15 protein-coding genes and 1 pseudogene are annotated in these 17193 nt (G+C 75.4%); 4 read left to right on the top strand and 12 right to left on the bottom strand.

Features of this window, described 5'->3' with window-relative positions:
• Positions 1 to 2: 2 nt before the first annotated feature.
• The 9 genes from ACI79D_RS09075 to ACI79D_RS09035 form a co-directional block, all read right to left on the bottom strand.
• Positions 3 to 707, bottom strand: a complete 705-nt coding sequence (locus ACI79D_RS09075; RefSeq protein ID WP_456918041.1) for an HAD family hydrolase — start codon at positions 705 to 707, stop codon at positions 3 to 5.
• A complete protein-coding gene (locus ACI79D_RS09070; protein WP_456918040.1) occupies positions 704 to 1480 on the bottom strand; it encodes a class II aldolase/adducin family protein in 777 nt (258 codons plus the stop codon). The genes ACI79D_RS09075 and ACI79D_RS09070 overlap by 4 nt, the downstream gene beginning before the upstream one ends.
• Complete coding sequence (locus tag ACI79D_RS09065; protein WP_456918039.1) at positions 1477 to 2592, bottom strand: ABC transporter permease; 1116 nt, start codon at positions 2590 to 2592, stop codon at positions 1477 to 1479. Before ACI79D_RS09065 ends, ACI79D_RS09070 begins: the two co-directional genes overlap by 4 nt.
• On the bottom strand, positions 2589 to 3620 hold the full coding sequence (locus tag ACI79D_RS09060; protein ID WP_456918038.1) for an ABC transporter permease: 1032 nt from the start codon (positions 3618 to 3620) through the stop codon (positions 2589 to 2591). Before ACI79D_RS09060 ends, ACI79D_RS09065 begins: the two co-directional genes overlap by 4 nt.
• Positions 3617 to 5182 carry a sugar ABC transporter ATP-binding protein gene (locus tag ACI79D_RS09055; protein ID WP_456918037.1) on the bottom strand — a complete coding sequence of 522 codons (1566 nt, stop codon included), beginning with the start codon at positions 5180 to 5182 and terminating at the stop codon, positions 3617 to 3619. The genes ACI79D_RS09060 and ACI79D_RS09055 overlap by 4 nt, the downstream gene beginning before the upstream one ends.
• A 235-nt stretch (positions 5183 to 5417) precedes the next feature.
• Positions 5418 to 6482, bottom strand: a complete 1065-nt coding sequence (locus ACI79D_RS09050) for an autoinducer 2 ABC transporter substrate-binding protein (RefSeq protein WP_456918036.1) — start codon at positions 6480 to 6482, stop codon at positions 5418 to 5420.
• 81 nt (positions 6483 to 6563) lie between these two features.
• Positions 6564 to 8066, bottom strand: coding sequence for a rhamnulokinase (locus tag ACI79D_RS09045; RefSeq protein WP_456918035.1), 1503 nt, complete (start codon positions 8064 to 8066; stop codon positions 6564 to 6566).
• Entirely contained in the window at positions 8063 to 8851 is a 789-nt protein-coding gene (locus tag ACI79D_RS09040) for a DeoR/GlpR family DNA-binding transcription regulator (RefSeq protein ID WP_456918034.1), read from the bottom strand. Before ACI79D_RS09040 ends, ACI79D_RS09045 begins: the two co-directional genes overlap by 4 nt.
• A gap of 179 nt (positions 8852 to 9030) precedes the next feature.
• On the bottom strand, positions 9031 to 10080 hold the full coding sequence (locus ACI79D_RS09035; protein WP_456918033.1) for a carbon-nitrogen hydrolase family protein: 1050 nt from the start codon (positions 10078 to 10080) through the stop codon (positions 9031 to 9033).
• 135 nt (positions 10081 to 10215) lie between these two features.
• On the opposite strand from ACI79D_RS09035, the gene ACI79D_RS09030 reads away from it, so the two are divergent.
• Complete coding sequence (locus ACI79D_RS09030; protein ID WP_456918032.1) at positions 10216 to 11142, top strand: helix-turn-helix domain-containing protein; 927 nt, start codon at positions 10216 to 10218, stop codon at positions 11140 to 11142.
• A gap of 33 nt (positions 11143 to 11175) precedes the next feature.
• On the opposite strand, the gene ACI79D_RS09025 is transcribed toward ACI79D_RS09030, so the two are convergent.
• From ACI79D_RS09025 to ACI79D_RS09015, 3 genes and pseudogenes are all read right to left on the bottom strand, one after another.
• Positions 11176 to 12429, bottom strand: a complete 1254-nt coding sequence (locus ACI79D_RS09025) for a DUF3500 domain-containing protein (RefSeq protein WP_456918031.1) — start codon at positions 12427 to 12429, stop codon at positions 11176 to 11178.
• Positions 12430 to 12432: 3 nt separating this feature from the next.
• Positions 12433 to 13281, bottom strand: a complete 849-nt coding sequence (locus ACI79D_RS09020; RefSeq protein WP_456918161.1) for a fumarylacetoacetate hydrolase family protein — start codon at positions 13279 to 13281, stop codon at positions 12433 to 12435.
• 111 nt (positions 13282 to 13392) lie between these two features.
• Positions 13393 to 13776, bottom strand: a pseudogene (locus ACI79D_RS09015) (hypothetical protein); the annotation flags it as partial.
• On the opposite strand from ACI79D_RS09015, the gene ACI79D_RS09010 reads away from it, so the two are divergent.
• The 3 genes from ACI79D_RS09010 to ACI79D_RS09000 are packed head-to-tail and all read left to right on the top strand — an operon-like array spanning position 13754 to position 17162.
• Positions 13754 to 14143 (top strand): hypothetical protein, encoded by a 390-nt coding sequence (locus ACI79D_RS09010; RefSeq protein WP_456918030.1) that lies wholly within the window; start codon positions 13754 to 13756, stop codon positions 14141 to 14143. The pseudogene ACI79D_RS09015 and the gene ACI79D_RS09010 sit on opposite strands and share 23 nt — an antisense overlap.
• Positions 14140 to 16374, top strand: coding sequence for a glycoside hydrolase family 3 C-terminal domain-containing protein (locus ACI79D_RS09005; protein ID WP_456918029.1), 2235 nt, complete (start codon positions 14140 to 14142; stop codon positions 16372 to 16374). Before ACI79D_RS09010 ends, ACI79D_RS09005 begins: the two co-directional genes overlap by 4 nt.
• A gap of 2 nt (positions 16375 to 16376) precedes the next feature.
• Positions 16377 to 17162 (top strand): SGNH/GDSL hydrolase family protein, encoded by a 786-nt coding sequence (locus ACI79D_RS09000; protein WP_456918028.1) that lies wholly within the window; start codon positions 16377 to 16379, stop codon positions 17160 to 17162.
• The last annotated feature ends 31 nt before the right edge of the window (positions 17163 to 17193 follow it).

Below are 17193 nucleotides of genomic sequence, written 5' to 3'. Positions count from 1 at the left end.
GGTCAGCCGTTCCCCGCGCGGGCGAGGGGCAGCAGGACGTCGGCCAGCCCGGTGAGGTCGGCGACCGCGAGGTCGGGCTCGGCCAGCTGCTCGGGCGTGGGCTCGTCGGGCGCCTCGCCGCGCAGCACCCACACCGTGCCCATGCCCAGCGCGGCCGCGGGCCGGACGTCGTTGTCCAGCCGGTTGCCCACGTGCACGGCCTGCCCGGGGGCGCAGCCGGCCCGCTCCAGGCACCAGGCGAACAGCTCGGGGCTGGGCTTCTCGAACCCGACGATCGCCGAGACGCCCCAGACGTCGACGAACGGCGCGACCCCGTCGCGGGTGAGCGCGTCGACGACGGTCGCCTCCTGGTTGGCCAGCACCCCGACGGACACCCTGCCGCGCAGCGCCCGCAGCAGCGGCAGCACGTCGGCGTAGAGCGTGCCCGGCGGGTGCACCCAGTGCCGGCGGGTCCGCTCGTGCAGCACGCCCCGCAGCCCGGCGTCCCCGAGCAGCTCGGTGGCGAGCGCGGTGCGCAGCGAGCCGCCCTGCCGGGCCCGCGCCGCGTCGTACACCCGCCGCACCGCCGCCCGGTCCACCGGGCCGCGGCCCTGGTCGGCGCGCAGCTCGTCGAGGGCCCGGACCACCGCGGCGAGGAAGTTGCCGTCGTCGTAGACCGGGCCGCCGACGTCGAGGAACACCGCGCGCAGCTCCCGGGGCAGGGTCATGCCGGCGAGCCGCCGAGGCGGGCGCGGCGCTCGATCACGTCCTCCCGGGCGAAGAACTCCTCCACCTTCGCCGGTTCCAGCGGCACCACGCCGCCCACCGAGTACGCGGCCACCCGCACCTGCGCGCCCTTGACCGCCATCTCCGAGGCCGCCTCGACGCCGGCCGGGCCGGGCGCGTTGACGACGATGCCGTGGTTGCCCAGCAGCACCAGGGTGGGCAGCGCGCCGTGCTCGTCGACGTACCGCCGCAGCGCCGCGAGGTAGACCCGGCCGAGGTCGATGCCCGGCGTCGCGTAGGGCACGTACAGCGGGCGGCCGATCACCACGGCCTCGTCGGAGTAGACGTGCCGATCCCACGCCGTGGGCCCGTGCACGCTGGCGAGCAGGCCGACGACCGCCGTCGGGTGGGTGTGCCCGACGAACGCCGTCGGCGCGCACGCCTGCGCGGCCACGTGCACCAGGGTCTCTATCGAGGCCCGCCGGCGGCGGCCGCCGTGCTCGCCGGCGTCGAGGGCGGCGGTGAGGTCGGCCTGCGTCGCCGTCGGGGCGGCCATCAGCTCCACGAGCGGGTCGACGTCGACGACGACGAAGTCCTCCGCCGTCGCCGTCCGCATGGCCGACCCCGACGCCTTCACCACCACCCGCCCGTCGGGCAGCAGCTGCGAGGTGTTGCCCTCGGCCAGGACGACGAGGTCCCGGGACCGCTCGCCCAGGGCCCGGGTGAGCGCGACGAGCTCCTCGCTCACCAGCCCCGGGTCCCACACGGCGCTCACCCGGTCCGCCCGTACCGGCGGCCGGCGTAGCCGTTGAGCAGCGCGGCGAAGACCAGGACGATGCCCAGCGCGGCCAGCTGCCACTGCGAGCCGGCGTTGCCCGGCACGGCCAGCAGGATGCCGGCGTTGAGCCAGACGATCAGCAGCGTCGCCAGCACCACGCCGGCCACCCGGCCGATGCCGCCGGTGATCGCCACCCCGCCGAGGACGGCGATGGTGATGGCCGGCAGCGCCATGCCGCTGCCCGCGACCCCGGCGTCGGGCCGGGCGGAGGCGAACTGCGCGACGGTCACGACCGCGACCAGCCCGGAGATCACCCCGGCGGTGAGGTAGGCGGTGAACCGGGTGCGCCGCACGTCGATGCCGGTCCACTCCGCGGCCACGTCGTTGGTGCCGATGGCGTAGAGCCGCCGTCCGTAGGTGGTGCGGTTGAGGATCAGCCAGACCACCACGGTGGTGGGCAGCAGGAAGGTGAGGATGCCCAGCGGCACCTGCAGCGGGTCCTCGCCGCCGCCGATCGGCACCGACCGCGCGGCGGAGAAGAAGTCCTGGATCGGCTGGGTGCTGATCGGCTGCTGGTCGTTGATGACGATCGCGATCGAGGAGAACGCGTAGTACGTGGCCAGCGTGGTGATCAGCGCCGGGTAACCGATGTAGGCGATCAGGAACCCGTTGAGCGCGCCGCACAGCCCGCCGAACGCGGCGGCCAGCACGATCGACGCCCACAGCGGCCAGCCCCACTCCCCGTAGGCGAAGCCGAACACCATGCTGGTCAGCGACACGATGGCGCCGACCGACAGGTCGATCCCGCCGCGGCCGGAGGTGATCACCAGCAGCTCGGCCAGCCCCAGCATGACCAGCGGGACGGCGCTGATCAGCGTCGCCGACAGGTAGGACGCGTCGTACGGCGCGGTCAGGTAGTTGCGCGCCGACAGGGTCAGGAACGTGACGACGACGGCGACGAGCAGCACCAGCAGCAGCACGATCCGCTGGGTGAGCAGCGCCCGCAGGAGCAGCTCGGGCAGCTGGCGGACCCGCGACGGCCGGGCGCCGTCCTCGTCGTCCGGGCGCGGGGCCGGCGCCGGGGCCTCGGGGGAGACCGTGGTGCTCACGTCGTCCTCCTCGCCCGCTGCCGGAGCAGGTCGGCCCCGACGGCGATCAGGATGAAGATGCCGATGAACAGGCTGGACAGCTGCGAGCGCCAGCCCAGCTGGGTCACCCCGGAGGTGACCGTCTGCACGAGCAGCGCGCCGAGGACGGTGCCGAGCACCGAGCCGCGGCCGCCCATGATCGAGGTGCCGCCGATGACCACCGCGGCGATCGCGGCCAGTTCCATCCCGGCACCCACGTTCGGGGCCAGGGTGGAGGTGCCGCGGGCGATGACGAAGCAGGCGGCCAGCCCGGTGAGCAGCCCGGTGAGGACGTAGGCCGACATCACCCGCCGCTGCACCTTCACCCCGGCCAGCCGCGCGGCGTCGGCGTCCCCGCCGATGGCGTACAGGTGCCGGCCGCCGGGGGTGTGCCGCAGGTAGTACCAGGCCGCCGCCGCGACGAGCAGCATGAGCAGGAAGCTGTGCGGGACGCCGAGGGTGCGGCCGGCCTCGCCGCGGCCGAAGAAGGCCAGCGTGCCGGGGATGTTGTCGACCGTGGTGCCGCCGAACAGCTGCAGGCCGAGGAACTTGAACAGGTTCGCGGTGCCGAAGGTGATGATGATCGCGTGCACCCGCCCGTAGGCGATGAGCACGCCGTTGACCAGCCCGAGCACGCCGCCGAGCACGACCGACAGCGCGACGGCGACCGGCAGGCCGACCCCCGAGTCGACCATCGCCTTGGCGACGACGACCGCGCAGACCATGACGATGCCGGCCACCGAGACGTCGATGCCGCCGGTGATGATGATGACCGTCATCCCGATGCCGATGAGCGCCACCGGCGCCATCGCCACCAGCAGCGGCACGATCGAGCCCTCGGTGAGGAAGGCCGGGGTGGCCAGCGCCAGCGCCACCCACAGGGCGACGATGACGACGATCAGCACGATCTCCTGGCCGGTGATCGGGAAGGGCAGGACCCGGCCGCGCGCCTTCGCGGTGTGCGCGGCCGCGGGAGCGCCGCCCGGGGGCGTGAGGGTGGACGCGCTCATGCCGCCTCCTCCTGGTCGACCGCGCCGGCGGCCGCGGCCAGGACGTCGGCCTGGCTCGCCCCGGGGCCGAACTCGACCGTCGTGGTCCCGGCCCGTACCACCTGCAGCCGGTCGGAGATGCGGATGGCCTCGGGCAGGTCCGAGGTGACGATGAGGACGGCGGTGCCCTCGTCGGCCAGCGAGCGGACGATCCGGTGGATCTCCTCCTTGGCGCCGACGTCGACGCCCTGGGTGGGCTCGGCGAGCACCAGCACCTTGGGCCGCTCCACCAGCTGGCGGGCGAGCACGACCTTCTGCGCGTTGCCGCCGGACATCGCCGAGACCGGCTGGCGCTCGGACGGCGTCTTGACCGACAGCCGGGCGATGAAGTCCCGGGCGACCTGCCGCTCGCGGCGCCGGTCCATCCAGGTGCCGAGCCTGGACAGCATCGGCAGGTGCCCGGCGGAGATGTTGAACGCGATCGACTGGAAGCTGAACAGGCCCTGCAGCTTGCGGTTGGCCGGCAGCAGCGCGATGCCCAGCTTCTTGGCGGCGCGGGGGGAGTGCGGCGCGATCGGCTTCCCGTCGAGCAGCACCCGGCCGGAGGTGGCCCGTCGCATGCCGTAGACGGTCTCGGCGATCTCCGCGGCCCCCGAGCCGATCAGGCCGTAGAGGGTGACGATCTCGCCCGGGCGGACGGCGACGTCCACGTCGTTGTACTCGCCCTCGCAGGACAGGCCCTCGAGGACCAGCCGCGGCGGGGCATCGGGGACGGCGTGCGCCGGCGGGGTGTCCTCGAGGATGCCACCGACCATGAGCTCCACGACCCGCCGCACCGAGAGCTCCTCGATGGGCCAGGTGCCCAGGGTCTGCCCGTCGCGCATGACGGTGACCTCGTCGGCGATGACGAACAGCTCGTCGAGCCGGTGGGAGATGTAGATGATCGCGACGCCGGTGGAGGCCAGCCGGCGGACGACGCCGAAGAGCACCTCGATCTCGGCGTCGGTGAGGATCGCCGAGGGCTCGTCGAGGATGAGCACCTTGGCGTTGCCGACCAGCGCCTTGGCGATGGACACCTGCTGCTGCTCGGCGATGGACAGCTCGCTGACCGGCACGGTGGCGTAGCGCGCGGGCAGCCCGATCAGCTCCAGCAGCTCCACCACGCGGGCGTTCTGCGCCGCCCAGTCGACCTTGCCGCGGCGGGTGATCTCCCGGCCGGTGAAGACGTTCTCGGCGACGGTGAGGTCGGGGAACAGCTGCGGTTCCTGGTAGACGGTGGCGATGCCGAGGCCGATGGCGTCGGCGGTGCCGCCGATGGTCACCGGCCGGCCCTCGAAGGTGATCCGGCCGGTGTCGGCGGTCGCCGCCCCCGAGAGGATCTTGATCAGGGTGGACTTGCCGGCGCCGTTCTCGCCGACCAGGGCGTGCACGCTGCCCGCCCGCACGGTCATGTCCGCGTTCCGGATCGCCCGCACGGCCCCGTACCGCTTGGACACCCCCGTCACGGACAGCCGCTCGGTCCCCGCGTGGGTCGGCGGGGCGGTCGCCGGCTCGGCCGGTCCGCTGGTCCGGGTCTCGCTCATGGTCCTCCTCGCTGCGGCCGGGCGGGGGGGGGGGGGGGGGGGGGGGGGGGGGGGGGGGGGGGGGGGGGGGGGGGGGGGGGGGGGGGGGGGGGGGGGGGGGGGGGGGCGGGGGGGGGCGGCGCGGGGGGCGACGGGGGCGGGCCGCTCCGCCCACCCCCCCGCCCCCCCCCCACGCCCCCCCCCCCCCGCCCCCCCCCCCCCCCCCCCCCCCCCCCCCCCCCCCCCCCGGGACCGGTCAGTAGTCGAACTGGCCGGCGTTGTCCTTGGTGATCCGCAGCGGCGGGCCGAGCAGCAGCACCTTGGTGCTGTCGTCGTAGGCCACCTCGGGCATGTCGGCGCTGACGTCGTTGGTCGCCTGGAACGACTCGCCGTTGGCCAGCTGGACGCCGGCCCACGCGGTCAGGTAGCCGAGGTTCTCGACGTCCCACAGGATGCTGGCGCTCGAGGAGCCGTCCTCCAGGTAGGGCAGCATCGACTGCGGCGTCCCGAGTCCGACGGTGAAGACCTGGCCGGTCTTCCCGGCGTCCCGCACGGCCTGGGCCACGCCCGGCGCCGACGAGGTGCACTCGCCGACCAACCCGGTGAGGTCGGGGTGGGCGTTCATCAGGTCGGTCGCCATCTGGGTGGCCGCGGCCTGGTCCTCACCGGCGTAGACGATGTCGACGATCTCGGCGTCCGGGTACTTCTCCGCGGTGTAGGCCTTCTGGACCTCGATCCAGGAGTTGAGGTTCTCGGCGGTCTGTCCGCACGAGACGATCGCGTACTTGCCGGAGCCGCCCATGGCCTCCAGCAGCGCGTCGGTGAGCGCCTGCCCGATGCCCTCGGTCGAGGCCTGGCTGACGAAGACCTGGCGCACCGAGTTGGGGGCGTCGGTGTCCGAGGTGGCCACGGCGATGCCGGCGTCCTGGGCCTGCTGCAGCAGCGGCGCCATCGAGTCGGGGTCGTTGGGGGCCACGATCAGCGTGTCGACGCCCTGCTGGATGTAGGAGCGCACGATGTCGGCCTGCGCGGCCGGGTCGGCCTCGACCGGGCCCTGGTAGAGCCAGGTGCAGCCGAGCTCCTCGCAGGCGGCCTGCCCGCCGGTGTTCATCGCCTCGAAGTAGGGGATGCCCTGCAGCTTCGGGACGAAGGCCACGGTCACGCCGCCCCCGCCGCCCCCGCCGCCCTCCGAGCCGCCGCCGCTGTCGCTCCCGCCGCCGCCCGAGGCCGAGCCACCGCTGCCCTGCCCGCAGGCGGCGAGGGTCAGAGTGGCGGCCAGCCCGAGCGCGACGGCCCACCTCGTCGTTCCTGTCCTGCTCATCGGTCACCTCTCGGAGTGGGGGGTCGCCCCCCGCGGTGCCACCGGGCTCGGCGAGCCGGTGGGTCCAGGAACGTCCGCTGGTCAGGTCGGGATGAGCCCCCGCTCGCGGTCGTCGTCCTGAGTTCGCTCCCGCAGCAGGGCTGCGGCCTGTTCCCAGCGCGCGTCCGGGCGCGGGGACCAAGTACGGAGGTCGGCGGTTCGGGCGACGACGGCGCGGACGTCGGCCACGCCGCCCAGCTCGCCGAGGGCCACCAGTTGCGCGGCGGCGTTGCCCAGGGAGGTCGCCTCCACCGGGCCGCAGTGCACGGGCAGCCCGGTGGCGTCGGCGGTGGCCTGGGCGAGCAGCCCGTTGCGGGCCCCGCCCCCGGTCACGCAGACCGCGGCCGGCGCCGTGCCGGTCACCGCGGCGATGTCCTCGGCGGTCACCCGGTAGGACACCGCGAGGGAGTCGACGACGCAGCGGGCGACCGCGGCGGGGGTCTCGGGCACCGGCTGCCCGGAGCGCCGGCAGTACGCCTGCACGCGGGCGGGCATGTCGCCGCGGCCGAGGAACTCGCGGGCGTTGGGGTTGACCACGCTGCGCAGGGCCGGCTCGCGGGCGGCCAGCTCGGTCAGCTCTGCGTAGGTGAACGCCAGGCCCCGGGCCGCCCATGCGCGGCGGCACTCCTGCAGCAGCCACAGGCCCATGACGTTGCGCAGCAGCCGGGTGGTGCCGGCGTAGCCGCCCTCGTTGGTCAGGTTGGCCGTCAGCGAGCCGTCGGTGACCACCGGCCGCGCCACCTCGACGCCGACCAGCGACCAGGTGCCCGAGGAGACGAACAGCGCGCCGGGCCCGGGGAACGGGGTGGCGACGACGGCGCTGGCGGTGTCGTGCGCGGCCGGGGCGACCACGCGCGTGCCGGCGAGCGGGCCGTCCCCGAGCGGCCCGACGACCGGGCCCAGGTCGGTGCCCGGGTCGACCACCTCGGGGAACAGCCGGGCCGGGATGCCCAGCTCCTCGGCCAGGTCGCCCGCCCAGCGGCCCGCGCCGGCGTCGTACAGGCCGGTGGTCGACGCGGCGGTGGCCTCGGTGACGCGGGCGCCGGACAGCAGGGAGTGGAAGACGTCGGGCAGCATCAGCAGCGACGCCGCCCGGTCCAGCCGGGTGGTCGTCCGTGCGTCGGACACCAGCGCGAACACGGTGTTGATCTCGTTGACCTGGACGCCGGTGGCCCGGTACAGCCGCTCCCGGCCGACGGTGGCCAGGACCTCGTCCATCGCCGCGGACTGCCGCGGGTCGCGGTAGCACGTCGGCGCGTCCACCAGCCGCCCGTCGGCGTCCAGCAGCCCGTAGTCGACGCCCCACGCGTCCACGCCGACCGAGGCGACCGGCGACCCCTCGGCGGCGAGCGCGCCGAGCCCGTCGGTGACCGCCCGGGTGAGCAGGTCGAGGTCCCAGCGCAGGATGCCGTCGACCGGCGCGGGGGCGTGCGCGAAGCGGGCGACCTCCCGGACGGTCAGCCGCTCGCCGTCGAAGTCGGCCCGCTCCACCCGGCCGCTCTCCGCGCCGAGGTCGACCGCCGCGACGGTCCGGACCGCGCTCACCGCTGCTCCTCCGGGACGGCGACCCGGTGCACGCGGGTGCCGGCCGCCTCGATCGCGGCCACGACGGCGGGGTCGGCCGCGGCGTCGGTGTAGACGGCGGTGAGCTGCGCCAGCGGCGTGGCCGTGTGCAGCGAGAAGCTGCCGAACTTGCTGGAGTCGACCAACCCGAACAGCGCGCTGCAGTGGGCGGCGAAGTACTGCTTGGCCTGCACCTCCTCCAGCGCCATCTCCAGCACGCCGCGCTCGGCGGAGACGGCGTGGGCGCCGATGAAGCCCTTGTCGATGCGCCCGCGCCCGGCCAGGACGTCGCCGATCAGCCCGACGACCGACCGCGCCGACCGGCGCACGATGCCGCCGGTCACCAGCACCGTGGCCTCCGACCGCTCGGAGAACAGGGTCGCGGTCGGCATGCTGTTGGTGATCACCACCAGGGACCGGCGGCGCAGCAGCTCGTGGGCCAGGTAGTGGCAGCTGGTCGAGGAGTCGAGCGCGATGACGTCGCCGTCCTGCACCAGCGGCGCGACGGCCCGGGCGATGGCGGCCTTCTCCGCCCGCCGGACGCGCAGGCGGGTCTCGAAGGACCCCTCGTCGACCAGCGCGGCCGCGACCGCCCCGCCGCGGACCCGCCGCAGGGCGGCCCGCTGCTCGAGCGCGTCGAGGTCCTTGCGGATGGTGACGGCGGAGACGTCGAGCCGCTGGGCGAGGTCGTTGACCTCGACCCGGCCCGTGGCACCCAGCGCGGACAGGATCGCCTGGGAGCGAGCGTGCTCGTCCAGGGAGGGCACCGCCACCTCCTCGCGCCTCACATGTGACCGGGGTCACTCGGCGCGCGAAAGGTAGAGCCGCCCGAAATCCAACGTCAAGGCTCCGCAGGGAAGCGAAAGCGAAGGGCTTTCGCTGGATCAGCGGAACGCTTTCGCAGGCGGGCACCCGCGCGGCACCGTGCCGCGCGGGTGCCCGCGGCTCAGCCGGTGACGGCCGAGAGCACCCGGTAGCTCGCCGCCGGCTCGCCGTCCCGCGGCTCGACGCCGCCCACGGCGGCGACGGGGACCGGCGCCACCCGCTGCGTCCCGAGCACGGTCTGCGGGGTGCGGTCGACACCGAAGCGGAAGACGTCCGGACGGGCGTAGTGGCCGGCCGAGTCGGCGAAGAACCGGGCGAAGGGAATGACCCCGAGGTCGAGGTCGGCGTAGAGGACCGCCTCGTCGTGCCGGTGCGGCTCGGTGAGCCAGCGGCCGTCGGGCCCCATGAAGCCGGTCATCCCGCCGCCGACGGTGGGGGCGTCGGGGCCCTCCGGCACGCCGAGCCGGTCGACGATCTCCTCCGACAGCCGGCCCTGGACGACGATCACGTAGGTCTGGGCGCAGATGGCGTGGGCTGCGGCGAGGGTCTGCGAGTAGTGGTCGAAGTTGCCGGCGTTGGGGTCGGCGTGGGTGGCGCTGATGGCCGGCCACGCGGCGACGTGGATCTGCTCGCCGAGCGTGGCGAGGGCGTACTTGTTGAGGTCCATGCTGTGCTCGAAGCAGATGAGCCCGCCGACCTTGGCGAAGCCGGTGTCGACGACGAAGACGTCGCGGCCGTCGCCGCGGCCCCACACCGTCCGCTCCGCGTTCGTGGGCACCAGCTTGCGGTGCCGGGCCACCAGGCGGCCCTCGGGGGAGTAGTAGGCCTGGGTGTTGTAGAGCGTTCCGCCGTCGCGCTCGTTCATGCCCATGACCACCCACGTGCCGGCCTCCTTCGCCGCGGCGGCGAGGGTGTCCGACGCGCGGCCGGGGAGGTCCACGGAGGAGGCGAACAGCTCGGCGAACAGCGGCGCGGCGTACTTGGCGGTGTGCGACCAGATCCAGCTCGGGTAGCCGGGCAGGTAGGTCTCGGGGAAGGCGACCAGCCGGGCGCCGTTGCGGCCCGCCTCGACGATCAGCTCGGCCGCGCGGGCGACGCCCGCGTCGAGGTCGAGGAACGGAGCGGCACCGTGGACGGCGGCCACGCGGACGACGGAGGGGGAGGAAGTCATGGCGCGGACGCTAGGGAGCACCCCGGCCGGGCACTTGGACATCCGTGCAGCCGTGCACGGATGTCCACGTCGGGGACGCACCAGCTCCTAGGCTCGGCGGCACCGCGTCCCCCGCTCCTGACTCCTGGACGGCCCGTGCCCCCTCTCCCCGCCGAGGACCGCTACGAGTCCGGGCCGGCCGGCGGCCCCGAGACGGTCGCCCGGTGGACGGCGGCCGCCTCGCGGATGCTGGTCCCGCTGCGGATGCGCAGCACGGCGGCGAACATCCACGGCCGGATGCGGATGCGCCGCGCCGGCGACGTGCGGGTGTGCCGCCTGCACGCGACCGCGCACACCGGCGTGCGCACCGGGGAGCTCGCCGGCGGCGCGGGGGCCGGCCACTACAAGGCGGCGGTCGCCCTGGCCGGCAGTGTGTCGGTCGGCCAGCACGGGCGACGCTGCCGGCTCGCGCCGGGCCAGGTCGCGGTCTACGACACCTCCGCGCCCTACGAGGTGGGCAGCGACCTGCCGTTCGGGGTCCTGATCGCCCTGCTGCCCCAGGAGCTGGTCGCCGTGTCGCGGGACCGGGTCGCGGCGGTCTCGGCCACCGTCATGGCCGGTCCCGCGGCCGAGCGGCTCGCCGCCCGGCTGCTGGCCGGTGCCACGGACGGCGAGCTCGCCGGCGAGTTCGACCGCGCGGTGCGGGAGACCCCCCGCTCCCGGGCCGGCATCGGGACCGGTGACGCCGACCTGGTGGCGCGCGGCCGGGAGGTGGTCGCCCGGCACCTGGACGACCCCGGGCTCGGGCCGGAGCTGGTGGCGGCGGTCCTCGGCGTCTCGCGGCGCCGCCTCTACACCGCGTTCTCGGCCGAGATCGGCCCGGTGGCCGCCTACGTCCGCGGCCAGCGGATGGCGCGGGCCCGCGACCTGCTGCTCGACCCCCGCCAGGACCACCTCGGCGTCGCCGACGTCGCCGTGGCGGTCGGCTTCCCCGACCCGGCGCACTTCAGCCGGGTGTTCCGGGCCGCCCACGGCGTCCCGCCGCGCGTGTACCGCGCGCGGCACCGCCCCGCCGGGGCCTGAGCGGGCGGGGCGGACGGCGCCCCCCCGACCGGGTCAGTTCCCGGCCGCGCGCTCCTGCCACTGCCGCACCCAGGCCCGACCGTAGTCGTTGCCGTGCGGGGTGCGCAGCACGGTGTGGATGTGGAAGGTCTTCGGGGTGTCGTAGTCGAGGAAGACCCCGCAGTGGTGGTCGAGCTCGGCGATCACCACCGGCGACTGGACCCGGTAGTAGAAGACGTCCCCGGGCTCGTGCCCGCCGATCCAGCAGAACCAGGTCTGGTCCAGGTGCGCCTCGACCTCCCGCATCCGCGCGGCGCGCGGGCCCTCGGGCAGCAGCCGCACGAAGGTGGCGACGACGTCGAGCACCCGCTGCCGGGCCTCGGCGGAGAGCTCGGCGACCGGCACGCCCTCGACCGGGATGACCCGGTTGTCCTGGAAGGCGCCGGCCAGGTGCCGCTCGTCGCCGGGGTGCACCCGGCCGGGCGGCATGGCGGGGTCGACCATCTGCTCGTACACCGTCGCCCGGGCGCGCTGGTCGGGGTCCAGCGCGGCCATGACGGCCAGCCCGGCGTCGATCCGGTCGGCGAACAGGCCGGAGATGCCGGCGTGCGGACCGGCGTCGATCTCGTCGGGCTCGGCGCCGAGGAACACCGGCGAGACCACCATCCGGCCCTCGACGACCAGGCAGTTGACCGCGCAGTGGTGGCCGTAGAGCTGCCAGCCCCACGGCGCCCGCAGGTCCGGGGTGCCGTAGACGGCGACGTTGTAGCTCCACTCGCCGAGCACGGTGGGCAGGTCGACGACGTCGCCGAGGAAGCCGTTGACGAGCATCATCGCGTGCACCGAGGCCGCCCCCTCGGGCGAGAGGGAGGCCCGCACCAGGGCGAGCGCGGCCTCCCGCACCGGCGGCGGCTGGAACTCCAGCCGCAGGCCGGTGTCGTACTGCATGAACTCCGGGTTGGCCCAGGTCTGCCACTCGACGGCGTCGACGTCGAAGGCGACCCGGGCGCGGTCCTCGGGCGACAGGGCGGCCAGCAGCGCCTCCGCGGCGCCGACCATCGCCTCTACCGGCGCCTCCTCGCCCGGCCGGGCAGGCTCCAGCGGGTACAGGCCCTCGCGCAGGGTGCCGTCCTCGGTGACGCCGCGGAACTCGTTGCCGTAGAGCGGCGTCCAGCCCTCGACCAGGCCACCGGTGAAGGTGCCCGGGGTCTTGGCCAGCTCGCCGTAGGCGTAGGGGTCCAGGCCGCGGACCTCGGCCAGCCGCGGGTGGTCGTGCGGGAACAGGTACTGGCGGAACTCCCCGGACACGGCTCAGGCCTTCCGGGACTCGTTGCCGACCACGGGGTTGCGCAGCACGCCCAGCCGCTCGACCTCGACCTCGACGACGTCGCCGGGCTGCAGCAGCCACTGCGGGTCGCGGGCGTAGCCGACGCCGGACGGGGTGCCGGTGGCCAGCAGGTCGCCCGGGCGCAGGGTGAACGTCCGGGAGATCAGCGCGAGGGTGTCGCCGACGGTGTAGACCATCTCGTCGGTGCGGCCGTCCTGCACCGTCTCGCCGTTGACCCGGGTCTGCACCCGCAGGCCCTCGCGCAGGTCGCCGACCTCGGCCGCGGGCACCAGCGGGCCCAACGGGCCGGAGTTGTCGCCGTTCTTGCCCAGGATCCACTGGCTGGTCAGCTTCTGCGCCCGCCGCGAGGTGAGGTCGTTGAACGTGGAGTAGCCGACGACGGCGGCCAGCGCCTCCTCCGGGGTGGCGTCGACCAGGGTGGAGCCGACGTAGGCGACGACCTCGCCCTCCCAGTCCAGGCCGTCCTCGTCGGAGGGCACCGGGACCTCGGCGCCGTCCACGGTCAGCGAGGCCGTCCAGCGGGCGAACAGCGTCGGGTAGGGCGGGAGGTCCTGGCCGGCGAAGGAGCCCTCGGCGACGTGCTTGAGGTAGTTCAGCCCGATGCAGACCACGCGGGCGCCGGGCAGCACCGGCGGCACCCGCTCGACGTCGGCGACGGCGAGGGTCTCCCCGGCCGGCTCGCGGGAGAGCAGGCCTGCCGCGTCGGCCCAGAACTCCTCCAGCGGCGCCACCACGGTCACCTGCGCGCCGTCGTCGGACAGCGCTGCGACCTCGACCGGTCCGCCGTCCCGGCGGATGCCCACGATCTTCATGACTGGTTCCTCTCGTTCGTCAGGTGGCGCCGCAGGAACGCGAGTGTGCGGTCGAGCGCGTCGCGGGCGGCGTCGGGGGCGCCGAGCCACATGTTGGTCGGCGCCGGCGGAGGTGGACAGCGTGACGTGCGCGCCCGCGCCCTGCAGCGCCGCGGCCAGCCGCTGGCTCTGCACGCAGGGGACGAAGCGGTCGGCCGTGCCGTGCAGCAGCAGGAACGGCGGCGCGGCGGGGGAGCCGTGCCCGGCCAACCCGCCTGACGGCCCGGTGGTCGTCGACGAGCTGGCCGGGCCGGCCCTGCCGGTCTCCTGGGTGGCGCCGCGCCGGTTCCCCGGCGACCTGCTGACGCCGGTCGAGGGCGGGTGGCGCCTGGCCGCCCGCGACCCGGACCCCGCGTCGGAGGACCTCGCGTCCGCCGGCCGCCGGCAGGAGCACCTGTCCGCCCGGTTCCGCGCGACCGTGCGGGTGGACGGCGTGGGCGGGCTGTCGCTGCGCATCGACGCCCGCCACCACCTCGACCTGGAGCTGGACGGCGACCGCGTGCGGGCGGTGGCCCAGGTCGGCCCGCTGCGGTCGGTGCTGGGCGAGGCCGCGGTCGCGGGCGAGGTCGTGCTGGAGATCCGGACGCTGCCCGGCGAGGGGCACTTCTCCTCGACCGCGCTGGCGCCCGACGTCCTGGTCGCCGGTCTGGTCGGCCGGGACGGCGGGTTCGCCGAGCTCGGCCGGCTGGACGGCCGGTACGTCGCGACCGAGGTCGCCGGCGGCATGACCGGCCGGCTGGGCGGCCCGTGGTGCGCGCGCGGCGAGCTGGTGGTGCGCTCGTTCTCGTACGCCGGCACCGACGACCCCCGGGAGCTCCCGTGACGCCCGACCCCTCCCTCGACGCGCTCCCGCTCGAGGAGAAGGCCGCGCTGCTCTCCGGCCGCGACTTCTGGACGACGGAGCCGGTCGGGGACGTCCCGTCGGTGGTGCTCACCGACGGGCCGCACGGCGTCCGCCGCCAGCAGGGCGACTTCGCCACGATCGGCATCCACGCCAACGTCCCGGCGACGTGCTTCCCACCGGCGGTCGCCGTCGCCGCGAGCTGGGACCCGTCGGTGGCCGAGCGCGTCGGGCGGGCCATCGGCCGCGAGGCGCGGGCGCTCGGCGTGCACGTCGTCCTCGGGCCGGGGGTGAACATCAAGCGGTCGCCGCTGTGCGGGCGCAACTTCGAGTACTACTCCGAGGACCCGCTGCTGGCCGGAGTGCTCGGCGCCGCGCACGTGCGGGGCCAGGAGGCCGAGGGCGTCGGCGCGTCCGTCAAGCACTTCGCCGCCAACAACCAGGAGACCGACCGCATGCAGGTCAGTGCGGACGTCGACGAGCGCACCCTCCGCGAGATCTACCTGCCGGCCTTCGAGCGGGTCGTCACCGAGGCGCGGCCGGCCACGGTCATGTGCGCCTACAACAAGGTCAACGGCGTCTACGCGTCGCAGCACCGGGAGCTGCTCACCGAGGTGCTGCGCGACGAGTGGGGCTTCGAGGGCGTCGTCGTCTCCGACTGGGGCGCGGTCGACGACCGGGTCGCCGCACTTGCTGCGGGGCTGGACCTGCAGATGCCCGGCGACCGCGGTGCCGGCGACCGGCGGGTGGTCGAGGCCGTGCGCGCCGGTGAGCTCGACGAGGCGTTCGTCGACGCGAGCGCGGCCCGCGTCGCCGCCCTGGCCCGCTACGCCGGCGAGCCGACCGACGGGTTCGATGCCGACGCCCACCACGCGCTGGCCCGCGAGCTGGCCGCCGAGTGCGCCGTCCTGCTGCGCAACGAGCACGCGACGCTGCCGCTGTCGGCCGGGGCGCGGATCGCCGTGGTGGGCGAGTTCGCCCGCACCCCGCGCTTCCAGGGCGGCGGCAGCTCGAACGTCGCCCCCACCCGCGTGGACTCCGCGCTCGACGCCGTGCGGGCGCTCGCGCCGTCGGTGGCCTTCGCCCCCGGCTTCTCCCTCGACGGCTCCGGGGACGCCGCCGCCCTGCGCGAGGAGGCGGTCGGGGTGGCCCGCGCCGCCGACGTCGCCGTCGTCTTCGCCGGGCTGGGGGAGGCCGAGGAGTCCGAGGGCTTCGACCGCGAGCACCTCGACCTGCCGACGGTCCAGGTCGAGCTGATCGGCGCAGTCGCTGCCGTGGCGCCGCGGACCGTCGTCGTGCTCTCCCACGGCGGCGTGGTGTCGCTGGAGGGCTGGCACGACGACGTCGACGCGATCCTCGACGGCGCCCTGCTCGGGCAGGCCGGCGGCGGCGCGCTGGCCGACCTGCTGTTCGGCGTCGTCGCCCCGTCCGGGCACCTCGCCGAGACCATCCCGCTGCGGCTGGAGGACGTCCCGAGCTTCCTCGCCTTCCCCGGCGAGCAGGGGCACGTCCGCTACGCGGAGGGGGTGATCGTCGGCTACCGGGGGTTCGCGACGCTGCGCCGGCCGGTGCGCTACCCGTTCGGGCACGGGCTGACCTACACGACCGTCGAGACGACGGACCTGCAGGTGGTCGCCACCGGAGACGACACGGCCACGGTGTCGGTGACGGTGGCCAACACCGGCGGGCGCGCCGGCAAGCACGTGGTGCAGGTCTACGTGGCGACGACGGCCGGGCCGGTCCGCCGTCCGGCGCGGGAGCTGCGCGCCTTCACCAAGGTCGCGCTGGCGCCGGGGGAGAGCCGGACCGTGCGGCTGGACCTGGACCGCCGGGCATTCGCCTACTGGGACGTGCGCGAGAGCGGCTGGGTCGTCGCGCCGGGGGAGTACGCGGTGCAGGTCGGGGCCAGCGCGCTCGACGTGGTGGCCGAGGCGGTCCTGACGCTGGCCGGCGACGACCTCGTCCCGGTGCTCACCCTCGACTCCGCCCTCGGCGAGTGGGTGGCCCACCCGGTGGTCGGGACGGCGCTGGTCGAGGGGTTCGCCACGTGGCTGCCGGACCTCCCGCCGCCGTCCACCGAGGCCAGGCTCGGCATGCTGCGGATGGTCGCCTCGATGCCGATGCGCCGATTCGTCGCCGACCTGGGGGCGTCGATCCCGGCCGGCGAGCTGGACCGGCTGCTCGAGCGGGCCGCCGCGGCGCGGGTGGGCTGACCGTGCGCTACGTGGCCCTGGGCAGCTCGTTCGCGGCCGGGCCGGGCATCGAGCCGGTGCTGGAGCCCGGCTGCGGGCGCTCGGGCGCCAACTACCCGCACCTGGTCGCCGAGCGGCTCGGCCTGGACCTCGTGGACGTCTCCTGCGGCGGCGCCACCCTGGCCTCCGTCGTCCGGACGCCGCAGGTGCTGCTCGGCGGGGCCACCGTGCCGCCGCAGATCGACGCCGTCGACGAGCGGACCGACCTGGTCACGGTCACCGTCGGCGGCAACGACGTCGAGTACCTGCTGACGATGCTGCGCTGCTCGTACCGGGTGGCGCCCTCGGCCGCGCCCGCCTCGGCCCGCGCGTTCTTCGGCGCGCCGGTGGACCCGGCCGCCGTCGAGCGGGCGCTGGGCGGGCTGGCCGTGGAGCTGACCGCGGCCGTGGCAGCGGTGCGGGAGCGGGCGCCCCGCGCCCGCGTGGTGCTCGTCGACTACCTCACCGTGCTGCCGCCGTCCGGCGGCGGGTGCCCGGCCCTGCCCATGGACGACGGCGACCTCGCCCTCTGCCGCGGGATCGCCGAGCAGCTGGAGGCGGCCACCGCGACCGCCGCCCGGGCGGCCGGCGCCGACCTCGTGCGCGCGTCGGCGGCCAGCCGCGACCACTCGGTCTGCTCCGCGGATCCGTGGGTCACCGGCTGGGAGTTCGGCGACGTGACGGCCGGCGGCGTCGTGCCGTACCACCCGAACGCCGCCGGGATGCGCGCCGTCGCCGACCTGGTCACCGGCCACCTGCGGCGCGTCTGACCCTCGTCCGCCACTGGGGCGACCTCCGCGA

Source organism: Geodermatophilus sp. SYSU D00708, assembly GCF_054050115.1.
Note: the sequence above shows the minus strand (reverse complement) of the source record. Positions and strands in the feature narration are given on the sequence as shown.